The 10,423-nt window shown below is 52.5% G+C and carries 10 protein-coding genes, 1 tRNA gene and 1 rRNA gene; 2 read left to right on the forward strand and 10 right to left on the reverse strand.

Annotation, left to right across the window (positions count from 1 at the left end; genetic code table 11):
- Positions 1-9 precede the first annotated feature (9 nt).
- Both PSSD_RS24425 and rrf read left to right on the forward strand, forming a co-directional pair.
- Positions 10-85 (forward strand) — tRNA-Thr (locus tag PSSD_RS24425).
- A 190-nt stretch (positions 86-275) separates the two neighbouring features.
- Positions 276-391 (forward strand): 5S ribosomal RNA (gene rrf, locus PSSD_RS24430).
- Positions 392-552: 161 nt separating this feature from the next.
- Here the strand turns inward: rrf and PSSD_RS24435 are convergent.
- The 10 genes from PSSD_RS24435 to PSSD_RS24480 form a co-directional block, all read right to left on the reverse strand.
- The gene (locus tag PSSD_RS24435) at positions 553-1,314 is read right to left on the reverse strand and encodes an amino acid ABC transporter ATP-binding protein (protein WP_039336895.1); all 762 of its coding nucleotides are present in this window, start codon (positions 1,312-1,314) and stop codon (positions 553-555) included.
- Positions 1,315-1,322: 8 nt separating this feature from the next.
- On the reverse strand, positions 1,323-2,423 hold the full coding sequence (locus PSSD_RS24440) for an amino acid ABC transporter permease (RefSeq protein WP_058974026.1): 1,101 nt from the start codon (positions 2,421-2,423) through the stop codon (positions 1,323-1,325).
- A 15-nt stretch (positions 2,424-2,438) separates the two neighbouring features.
- On the reverse strand, positions 2,439-3,617 hold the full coding sequence (locus tag PSSD_RS24445; protein WP_039336892.1) for an amino acid ABC transporter permease: 1,179 nt from the start codon (positions 3,615-3,617) through the stop codon (positions 2,439-2,441).
- A 66-nt stretch (positions 3,618-3,683) separates the two neighbouring features.
- The gene (locus PSSD_RS24450) at positions 3,684-4,709 is read right to left on the reverse strand and encodes an amino acid ABC transporter substrate-binding protein (RefSeq protein WP_039336890.1); all 1,026 of its coding nucleotides are present in this window, start codon (positions 4,707-4,709) and stop codon (positions 3,684-3,686) included.
- A gap of 542 nt (positions 4,710-5,251) precedes the next feature.
- Positions 5,252-5,548, reverse strand: coding sequence for a DNA-binding transcriptional regulator Fis (fis, locus tag PSSD_RS24455; protein ID WP_003855228.1), 297 nt, complete (start codon positions 5,546-5,548; stop codon positions 5,252-5,254).
- Between the two features lie 24 nt (positions 5,549-5,572).
- Positions 5,573-6,538, reverse strand: a complete 966-nt coding sequence (gene dusB, locus PSSD_RS24460) for a tRNA dihydrouridine synthase DusB (RefSeq protein WP_058974027.1) — start codon at positions 6,536-6,538, stop codon at positions 5,573-5,575.
- A 394-nt stretch (positions 6,539-6,932) separates the two neighbouring features.
- Positions 6,933-7,814 carry a 50S ribosomal protein L11 methyltransferase gene (gene prmA, locus PSSD_RS24465; protein WP_058974028.1) on the reverse strand — a complete coding sequence of 294 codons (882 nt, stop codon included), beginning with the start codon at positions 7,812-7,814 and terminating at the stop codon, positions 6,933-6,935.
- A 12-nt stretch (positions 7,815-7,826) separates the two neighbouring features.
- Positions 7,827-9,272, reverse strand: coding sequence for a sodium/pantothenate symporter (gene panF / locus PSSD_RS24470; RefSeq protein ID WP_058974029.1), 1,446 nt, complete (start codon positions 9,270-9,272; stop codon positions 7,827-7,829).
- Positions 9,262-9,504, reverse strand: coding sequence for a YhdT family protein (locus tag PSSD_RS24475; protein ID WP_039336876.1), 243 nt, complete (start codon positions 9,502-9,504; stop codon positions 9,262-9,264). Before PSSD_RS24475 ends, panF begins: the two co-directional genes overlap by 11 nt.
- A gap of 72 nt (positions 9,505-9,576) precedes the next feature.
- Positions 9,577-10,423, reverse strand: an 847-nt coding sequence (locus PSSD_RS24480) for an ATP-binding protein (protein WP_500812368.1), incomplete at its 5' end; no start/stop codon positions are given.

Below are 10,423 nucleotides of genomic sequence, written 5' to 3' on the forward strand. Positions count from 1 at the left end.
TTAAAGTGTGCTGATATGGCTCAGTTGGTAGAGCGCACCCTTGGTAAGGGTGAGGTCCCCAGTTCGACTCTGGGTATCAGCACCAGTTTTAAAGCGTGAGTTCGGTAAAAAGAATTTGCAGTGCCCTGTGGACTCAAGTCCGAAGGATTTTTCGCTGAAGCAAGGCGGCAAATAAGACGATGCGAAGGAGCATACATAAGTATGTGACTGAGCAGCGCGAACGCAGCCAACGCAGCAGCAGCGTAAAAGACACAGGACACGGCACAAAGAATTTGCCTGGCGGCTGTAGCGCGGTGGTCCCACCTGACCCCATGCCGAACTCAGAAGTGAAACGCCGTAGCGCCGATGGTAGTGTGGGGTCTCCCCATGCGAGAGTAGGGAACTGCCAGGCATCAAACACAGAAGCCCTGAACGAAAGTTCAGGGCTTTTTTGTGCGCTGAATTCCTGAATATATCGCCATCAAGCCTTTGGTTTCCCTGAGAATCACTCTCTCGCAGCGGTAAAAAAGCCCCTGTTCCTGCGAACAGAGGCTGAGTCTAACGCTATGAGTTTTAGTGGATGACCTGAGACAGGAACGCGCGGGTACGCTCAGATTTAGGGTTAGCGAAGAACTCTTCAGGCGGTGCCATTTCGACGATCTCCCCCCGATCCATAAAGATCACGCGGTCCGCCACGGTACGCGCAAAGCCCATCTCGTGCGTCACACACAACATGGTCATGCCATCTTCAGCCAGACCAATCATGGTATCGAGCACTTCTTTCACCATCTCGGGATCGAGTGCTGAGGTCGGTTCATCGAACAGCATGATTTTGGGTTTCATACAGAGTGAGCGTGCGATAGCGACACGCTGTTGTTGTCCACCAGACAGTTGGCCTGGGAACTTGTGTGCATGTTCTGCGATACGTACACGTTGCAGGTAATGCATTGCCAGCTCTTCCGCTTCTTTCTTCGGCATCTTGCGCACCCAGATCGGTGCCAGGGTGCAGTTCTGCAACACGCTCAAGTGCGGGAACAAATTGAAGTGCTGGAACACCATGCCAACTTCGGTACGAACGCGCTCAATATTGCGCACATCATCATTTAAATGAATACCATCCACTACGATACGACCCTGCTGATGCTCTTCCAGATGATTGATGCAGCGAATGGTCGTGGATTTACCCGAGCCGGAAGGACCGCAAAGGACAATGCGTTCACGCGGTTTGACCTGCAAGTTTATATCTTTGAGAACATGGAACTGACCGTACCATTTGTTCACGTTTTCAAGAGAAATCATCATGGCGTCAGCCGCATTACTCATCATATTTGTCATGTAAAACCTCAGTGCGCATTACGCCCGGTGTGAAAACGCTTCTCCAGATACTGGCTATAGCGCGACATGCTGAAACAGAAAATCCAGTAGACCATCGCAGCAAACACATAGCCTTCGGTCGACATACCCAACCAAGTGGGGTCAACGGTGGCTTGCTGCACGCTACTGAAGAGATCGAATAATCCGATGATGATCACCAGACTGGTATCTTTAAACAGGGCAATGATGGTGTTCACCAGCCCAGGTATGGTCAGTTTTAGTGCCTGAGGTAAAATGACCAGCAGCTGTGTTTTCCAGTAACCCAGCGCCAGGGATTCTGCCGCCTCAGTCTGGCCTTTCGGCAGTGCCTGCAGGCCACCGCGCACCACTTCCGCAACATAAGCCGACTGGAACAGAATAACGCCGACTAATGCACGTACCAGTTTGTCGATGGTGGTGCCTTCTGCCATAAATAACGGCAGCATGACCGATGACATAAAGAGCACGGTGATTAGCGGAACGCCACGCCAGAACTCGATGAATATCACCGACAAGGTGCGTACCACCGGCATTTTTGAGCGGCGCGCCAGCGCCAGTAAAATGCCCAGTGGCAGTGCGCCTGCGATACCCACTGATGCAATGATCAGGGTCAGCGTCAAACCGCCCCACTGGCGGGTTTCAACCCGGTCCAACCCCAAATAGCCACCGTACATCAGCAGCCAGACAGCGATGGGATAAACCACAGCCCAGCAGGCGATATAGCGACCACGATTTGGCATCGATTTGAGGAACATTGGAATGATGGAAAGCAAGCCAATGACCAGTGCCAGGTTAATACGCCAGCGCAGCTCGTGTGGGTAAAGCCCATACATAAACTGGCCAAAACGCGCGTGGATAAATACCCAACATGCGCCCGCTTTGGTGCAATCAGCACGAGTTTCTCCGATCCAGTTTGCCTGGAATACCAACCAGTTCAATGCCGGCGGGATCAGGCTCCAGATGATCCAGATACTGAACAGCGTTAATAGTGTATTCAGCCAACTGGAAAACAGGTTTTTGCGTGCCCAAAGCCAGGCTTTTCCAAGCGCATTGCTGGGTACTGGCGATGTTTCGTGTGTGGTTACAGACATAATGATCCCGTTCTCTTAACGCTCAACCAGCGCAATTTTGCGGTTGTAGAGGTTCATCAGCAGCGAAATGATCAGACTGATGATCAGGTAGACCGCCATGGTAATCGCAATGGTTTCAATCGCCTGGCCCGTTTGGTTCAGCACGGTACCGGCGAACAACGACACCATATCTGGATAGCCAATGGCAGCCGCCAGCGATGAGTTTTTCACGATGTTAAGGTACTGGCTGGTTAAAGGCGGGATGATCACGCGCATCGCCTGGGGAATGATTACTTGTCGCATCGTGACTGGATTAGGTAAACCCAGTGAACGCGCGGCTTCATTCTGACCATGTGGTACGGACTGAATACCCGAACGTATCACCTCCGCAATAAATGATGAGGTGTACACCGACAGCGCCACGGTTAACGCCGCCAGCTCAGGGATCATGACAAAACCACCACGGAAGTTGAATCCGCGCAGTTCTGGTACATCCCAATGCATAGCCGCACCAAACAACGTGTGGGCGATCAGCGGCAGCAGCACAATCAAACCAACAGCAGCAGGCCAGGTACGGCGTAACTGTCCGGTTTTCAGCTGATGCTTACGGTTAAAGCGGAACAGTGCCCAACTGGCGAAAAGTGCCAGCGCCAGTGCAATCAGGAAAGGCCAGGTGCCGGGCGCATATTCAGGCCAGGGAATATACAAACCGCGATTGCTGACGAAAGCCAGGTCGAAGGCATTTAATGCCTGACGCGGTCCTGGCAAATTGCGCAGTACGGCAAAATACCAGAAGAAGATCTGCAGCAGCGGCGGAATGTTACGGAACGTCTCGATATAGATAGTGGAGAGTTTGCGCAGCAGCCAGTTGTCAGAGAGACGAGCAAGGCCGATGGCGAAGCCAAGAATAGAAGCAAACACAATACAGAGCGCAGAGACCAGCAGGGTGTTGGTTAACCCCACCATAAATACGCGCGCGTAAGTGTCGCCTTCAGTGTAATCAATTAGGTGCTGGACGATGCCGAAACCGGCATTGCGCTCAAGAAATCCAAAACCGGACGTAATGCCGCGATTGGCCAGGTTAATCACGGTGTTGTGGATGAGATATCCTACGACAGCGAAAACCACCACAATCGCGATGATCTGGTAAAGCCAGGCGCGAACCGTAGGATTACCAAATGAAAAATCCCTCTTTACGGTTGGGCGTTGTGACATGTTGAAACCTCAGTGAAGAATACGCGTGGGCACCGCAGGGTGCGGTGCCCGACTGGCAAGTCAGAATTAGCGTACTGGTGGAGCGTACTGGATGCCGCCCTGATTCCAGAGTGCGTTCTGGCCGCGCGCGATTTTCAGTGCGCTGTCTTTACCAACGTTACGATCAAACACTTCCTGATAGTTACCGACCTGCTTGATGATGTTGTAAGCCCATTTGTTATCCAGCTTCAGATCTTTACCGAAGTCACCTTCAGCACCTAACAGGTGTGCCATATCAGGGGTAGTCGGTTTCGCTGCCATCTGGTCAACATTCTTCGAGCTCACGCCCATCTCTTCCGCGTTCAACATGGCGTAGAGTGACCACTTAACGATGGTGAACCAATCGTCATCACCACGACGAACCACCGGGCCCAGCGGCTCTTTAGAGATCACTTCAGGCAGTACGATGAAATCATCTGGCTTGCCGAGTTTCACGCGCAGTGCATACAGCTGAGATTGGTCAGAAGAGAGGGTATCGCAGCGACCGCTGTCGAGTGCTTTCGCGGATTCGTCAGAGCGGTCGAAGGTTACTGGGGTGTACTGCATTTTATTGGCTTTAAAGTAGTCAGCCACGTTCAGCTCGGTATCGGTACCGGCCTGGATACAGACAGTGGCGCCATCCAACTCTTTTGCACTTTTCAGACCGGCTTTCTTATGGGTCAGGAAGCCGATGCCGTCATAGTAGTTTACGCCGGCAAACAGGAAGCCCATGCCGCCATCGCGTGATGAAGTCCAGGTGGTGTTACGTGACAGAATATCCACTTCGCCTGACTGCAGTGCAGTGAAACGCTCTTTGGCTGTCAGCGGGGTGTATTTCACCTTGCTGGCATCACCAAATACCGCCGCTGCAGCAGCGCGACAAACGTCCACGTCGATACCGGTAAATTTGCCGCTTGCATCAGCGTAAGAGAAGCCCGGCAGGCCGTCGCTGATACCGCACTGTACAAAACCTTTCTTCTTAATGGCATCCAACGTGGTGCCCGCATGCGCTTGTTGAGCAACTGCAAACAGCGAGGCAGCAGCGACCAGGGTGGAAAGCATCATCTTTTTCATAAAGCATCCTGTGTGGCGAGATCGTGTGTTGTTATGTTTACGCGCACTTTTATGTGCGCTTTTTTCTGTCTGTGGCGGTGAGCCATCCACAACTCTGCAAAGGTAATGCCAGGTTTGCAGAATCCTGAATTCACTGGAAAGATCTTTTAATAAACTGAAAGAACCAGAAAGTTATGGCTACTATGGCGCACCAAAAGGCAGCATGACGAGACGACACGATCACAAATAGTGCAAAAAGTTTCACTATATGGAAGCAGTGTGAGCTATCACTCAGGACAAAATGTATAGGTTTGCAAGCTTACGTCTGAAACGGTGCAGGATCACAGTGAGAAAGGGCTCGCGGGCGTTATGGCGCACAAGCGCAGGGACATTTCAGGACAACGCAGCTGCGCTTAGAGGGACACAATATCACGGATGCAATTGCAACTATCGTTACCATATCCGCGACAATTGTTTCATGCGTTGTTAACGCAGGGAAACTATCCGGGCGATACAAACAAAAACGCCAACCCGAAGGTTGGCGTTAGCGCAGCAAAGAACAATCAGTTCATGCCGTATTTTTTCAGCTTCTTACGCAGGGTACCACGGTTGATACCCATCATCAGTGCTGCACGGGTCTGGTTGCCACGGGTGTACTGCATGACCATGTCCAACAGAGGCTGCTCGACTTCAGCCAGTACCAACTCATACAGATCACTAACATCCTGACCATTCAGTTGAGCAAAATAGTTCTTCAGTGCCTGTTTAACCGAATCACGAAGTGGCTTTTGCGTCACCTGATCCTGTGAGTTAACGGTTGAAACGGTCAGTACATCAGAATTTACGCGTTGTTCGAACATAGTTCTTTCAGCTCTTTATTTCGTTTACGCAAGATTTTCGAAGTATGCCTCCAACGCCTCCAGCTGTTCGCTGACATCCTCTATGGCGTTGAATGTGCGCCGAAACTGGTCATCAGGAGCACTTTCCTGTAAATACCAGGAAACGTGTTTACGAGCAATACGGTATCCCTTGCGCTGACCATAAAAGTCGTGCAACTCCCGTATGTGCCCAATCAGCATTTGCTTCACTTCAGCCAGCGGCTTCGGTGCCAGCAGCTCCCCTGTGTCCAGATAATGCTGGATTTCCCGGAAGATCCACGGTCTTCCCTGAGCAGCGCGACCAACCATCAGAGCATCGGCTCCGGTATAGTCGAGCACCGCTCTGGCTTTATGCGGGTCAGTAATGTCACCATTCGCGATGATCGGAATGGAAACGTTCTGCTTAACTGTCCGAATGCTGTCGTATTCAGCTTGCCCTTCAAACAAACAGGCGCGCGTGCGGCCATGAATGGTGAGAGCCTGAATGCCACAACGTTCAGCCAATTGGGCAATTTCTACACAATTACGATTATCTTTGTCCCAACCAGTGCGAATCTTCAGCGTAACCGGTACATCGACTGCGTTGACTACCGCAAGGAGGATAGACTCCACCAGTTGCGGATGCTGCAGCAGCGCTGAACCTGCCATCTTACGATTCACTTTCTTGGCCGGGCAGCCCATGTTGATATCAATGACTTGCGCGCCAGACGCCACATTAATGCGTGCGGCAGCCGCCATATCATCAGGATCGCAACCGGCAATTTGCACGGCGCGAATACCGGGCTCGTCACTATGCACCATACGCAAACGGGATTTGTCAGTGGCCCAAACTTCTGGGTTGGATGACAGCATCTCGGAGACAGTCATACCGGCGCCGTTCTCATAACACAAGGTGCGAAATGGCTTGTCGGTTACCCCGGCCATAGGCGCAGCGATGAGTCGATTACGTAGCTGATATTGTCCAATGCGCATGAAAAAGAAGTGACCCTAACTGTTCGCAAGGCGGCGTATATTACGCATTTTTTACCGAAGATGAAAGGCCAAACTTTGAACAATTCGCCGTCAAAGATCATGGAAATCGGCCTGAACATAAGCGCATCTTATAATAGTCTTTAAAATTCAGTGCATTAAAAAATATGCTGAAATTGTGAACAAACATTTTTCTTAAAACATGCACAAAATCACAAAATAAAAACCGCTACATCAGGTAATTAGCCAAAGAAATGACGGCAATGTGATTATTAATTGTACTAATTTTGCGAGGATAGGGTACAGGTAGGGCTTTTCAAAGCATGGCGATGGCGAATGTCAGGGCTCAGCGCTTCATACGGTTAACTGGCCAGCTTGGGCTGGCCAGTGATGAAGACTAGCGACGTACGCCGGTGATGCGGCACCACTCTTCTTTCTCGGCCACCGGGTCCAGCGCAAAGCGTTCGGCATAGGCTTCGCAAACCCCTTCTGCCTGGCTTGCCAGTACGCCAGACAGCCCCAGATGGCCACCTGCTTTTGGCAAGACGCTAATCAGCGGTGCCAGCTCGCGCAGTGGGCCGGCAAGGATGTTAGCTACGACGACATCAGCCTGCAGGTTATCGGGCTGTTGGTGCGGTAGATAGAGTGAAAGACGTTCAGAGACGCCATTGCGCTCGGCGTTATCGCGGCTGGCCTGGATGGCTTGCGGATCGATATCGATACCGATCGCCTGTGCAGCCCCCAGTTTCAAGGCTGCAATCGCCAGGATCCCGGAACCACAGCCGAAATCGATCACGGTTTTGCCCTGTAAATCGAGACCGTCGAGCCAGATCAGGCACAGTGAGGTGGTAGGATGGGTACCCGTACCAAACGCCAGTCCCGGATCCAGCATCACATTAACGGCGTTTGGATCGGGCACATCACGCCAGCTTGGACAGATCCACAGACGTTCACCAAAGCGCATTGGGTGGAAGTTATCCATCCATTCGCGTTCCCAGTCTTTGTCCTCGATCTGTTCGATCTTGTGGTGGAAGTGCGATCCCAGCAGGGGATGCTGGCTCAGTTCGGCTACCACATCGTCCATCTCAGTTTCGGCGTCAAACAGGCCAATCACATCAGTATCGCCCCACAGACGGGTTTCCCCTGGCAGCGGCTCATAAACCGGGTTGTCATGGGTATCCTGGAACGTCACTGATACTGCACCGACATCCATCAGTGCATCGCTAAGGGGTTCGGCATTTTCACCGGTACTGTTAATTTTGATTTGAATCCAAGGCATAGCGTTTCTCTTTTATTCCACTGCAGCATTGCGCACATCAGGCGTGCTGCCAAACAGGTTGCCTGCGATAAAGGCCAACAGGCTTAAGGTCAATGCGGGGACGATAGGGTGGAACCCCCACAGTTCGATATTCAGGCTAGCGAGCAAGGTATAACAGGCCGCACCCACCACCATGCCGCTAATCGCGCCAGTCGCATTCGCTCGCTCCCAGTACAGGCCCAGTACCAGTGGCCAAAGGAACACTGCTTCCAGCCCGCCAAATGCCAGCAAATTGAGCCAAATAATCATATCGGGCGGATTCCAGGCAGCCAGCAGTAATAGCACACCCAGCACAAAGGTGATGCTGCCTGACAGCATACGCAAGCGTGCTTCATTTTCGCTGTGCTGGGGCGCAACACGCAGGTACAGATCCTTGATCAGCGTAGCGGAGGATTGTAATAGCTGCGCGTTAATCGTCGACATGATTGCCGCCATCGGCGCGGCGAGGAATATGCCTGCCGCCATTGGAGGCAGTACCGTGATCATTAATGTCGGAATGACGCGATCGGGAACGGTCAGGTCTGGAATAATGGCACGCCCCAGCGCACCCGCCAGATGCATACCCAGCATCAGGATCACCACCACAATCGTGCCGAGCACAATACCGCGGTGCATGGCTTTGCTGTCTTTATAGGAAATACAGCGCACAGCCGTATGCGGTAAGCCGATCACGCCAAAGCAGACCAGCACGGCGAAAGAGCTCAGGAAGGTGGGATTGATGACATTACCCACGCCTTCTGGCGAGACCAGCTGCGGGTCGATGGTGCGCAGTTTCGTTACGGCAGTTTCCAGCCCACCGGCTTGGTGGATAACGGCAAACAGCAGCAGGAAAGTGCCGATCAGCATCACCAGGCCTTGCATCGCATCATTGAGTACGCTGGCGCGGAAACCGCCAAAAGCCGTGTACAGTGCGATAGTACCGCCAAATATCAGCAAACCAGTGTCATAAGGAATACCTGCCGCCGTTTCCAGCAGGCGAGCACCGCCGATAAATTGCACCGTCATCGCGCCGATAAAGGCCACTAACAAGCTAATGCTGGAAAGCCAAATCAAGAGCGTGCTGCCATACCGGCCATACAGCATGTCATTTAGCGTAACGGCATTGTAGCGGCGGGCCAGAATGGCAAATTTTTTGCCCAGCACGCTAAGGGAAAGCCACACGGCGGGCACCTGAATCATCGCCAGCAATACCCAGCCAAGACCGTATTTGTAAGCTGCACCGGGGCCGCCAATAAACGAGCTGGCACTGATGTAAGTGGTTGTGATAGTCATGGCCAGCACGAAGCCACCCATAGAACGGCTGCCGAGGAAGTATTCGCTCAGGAAGTTACCCTGGCGCTGTTTGCGCATGGCGAAAACAGACAGTGCCGCAATCAGCACCAGATAAGCCAGAAGTGGAAGAATGATTTCAGCGTCCATCATGGTCCTCCAGTGACATATCACGGAACAGGATGCGCACCATCAGCCAGCACAACACAATAAACAGCAGCGGTGCAAAGATGCAGGAAAGTTCGAACCAGCGAGGCAGGCCCAAAACACCGATTTCATCCCCACCTAACCAGGCGGAAAATCCCCAGACGGCAAGGTAAGCCAGCGTCAAATAAAAAGCCCAGCGCGCCTCTTTGTTCGCTTGCAAAAAACGCCAATCCATTATGTAACCTCAAAGGCGACAAAAATGAAAAAAGGCCGGATTAACCGGCCTCTGATTTGCTCTGCGCTGCCATTACTTCTCGTGCAGGCCGAGTTTTTTCTCCAGATAGTGGATGTTGGTGCCACCCTGCTGGAAGTTTTCGTCGGACATGATTTTCATCTGCAGCTCGACGTTGGTCTTGATGCCGTCGATGATCAGCTCCGCCAGCGCATTCTTCATACGCGCGATGGCCACTTCACGGGTGTCACCGTAGGTGATCAACTTACCGATCATGGAATCGTAATACGGCGGCACGCTGTAGCCGGCATAGATGTGCGATTCCCAGCGCACGCCAAAACCGCCTGGCGCGTGGAAACGGGTGATCTTGCCCGGGCTTGGCAGGAAAGTGTTCGGGTCTTCGGCGTTGATACGGCATTCCACCGCATGGCCGCGAACTACCACGTCTTCCTGTTTGATTGACAGCGGCTGACCGGCAGCAATACGCAGCTGCTCTTTGATCAGATCCACGCCGGTGATCATCTCGGTCACCGGATGCTCAACCTGAATACGGGTGTTCATCTCGATGAAGTAGAACTCACCGTTTTCGTACAGGAACTCGAATGTACCCGCACCGCGATAGCCGATATCAATACAGGCCTTGGCACAACGCTCGCCGATGTTACGACGCAGCTCTGCCGTGATGCCTGGCGCGGGCGCTTCCTCGACCACTTTCTGGTGACGACGCTGCATTGAGCAGTCACGTTCCGCCAGATAGATCGCGTTGCCCTGACCGTCGGCCATCACCTGAATTTCAATGTGACGTGGGTTCTCAAGGAATTTCTCCATGTACACCATGTCGTTGTTGAAAGCCGCTTTGGCTTCCGCTTTCGTCATGCCGATGGATTGTTCCAGATCTTTTTCATTGCGCACGACGCGCATG

Source organism: Type-D symbiont of Plautia stali (assembly GCF_001485335.1).
GTDB lineage: Bacteria > Pseudomonadota > Gammaproteobacteria > Enterobacterales > Enterobacteriaceae > Pantoea > Pantoea vagans_C.

Excerpts from the sequence above, each read along its gene's own strand:
- panF (WP_058974029.1), bottom strand. The coding sequence starts at position 9,272 with ATGGACGCTGAAATCATTCTTCCACTTCTGGCTTATCTGGTGCTGATT.
- prmA (WP_058974028.1), bottom strand. The coding sequence starts at position 7,814 with ATGCCTTGGATTCAAATCAAAATTAACAGTACCGGTGAAAATGCCGAA.
- dusB (WP_058974027.1), bottom strand. The coding sequence starts at position 6,538 with ATGCGCATTGGACAATATCAGCTACGTAATCGACTCATCGCTGCGCCT.
- PSSD_RS24445 (WP_039336892.1), bottom strand. The coding sequence starts at position 3,617 with ATGTCACAACGCCCAACCGTAAAGAGGGATTTTTCATTTGGTAATCCT.
- PSSD_RS24435 (WP_039336895.1), bottom strand. The coding sequence starts at position 1,314 with ATGACAAATATGATGAGTAATGCGGCTGACGCCATGATGATTTCTCTT.
- fis (WP_003855228.1), bottom strand. The coding sequence starts at position 5,548 with ATGTTCGAACAACGCGTAAATTCTGATGTACTGACCGTTTCAACCGTT.
- PSSD_RS24475 (WP_039336876.1), bottom strand. The coding sequence starts at position 9,504 with ATGGATTGGCGTTTTTTGCAAGCGAACAAAGAGGCGCGCTGGGCTTTT.
- PSSD_RS24450 (WP_039336890.1), bottom strand. The coding sequence starts at position 4,709 with ATGAAAAAGATGATGCTTTCCACCCTGGTCGCTGCTGCCTCGCTGTTT.
- PSSD_RS24440 (WP_058974026.1), bottom strand. The coding sequence starts at position 2,423 with ATGTCTGTAACCACACACGAAACATCGCCAGTACCCAGCAATGCGCTT.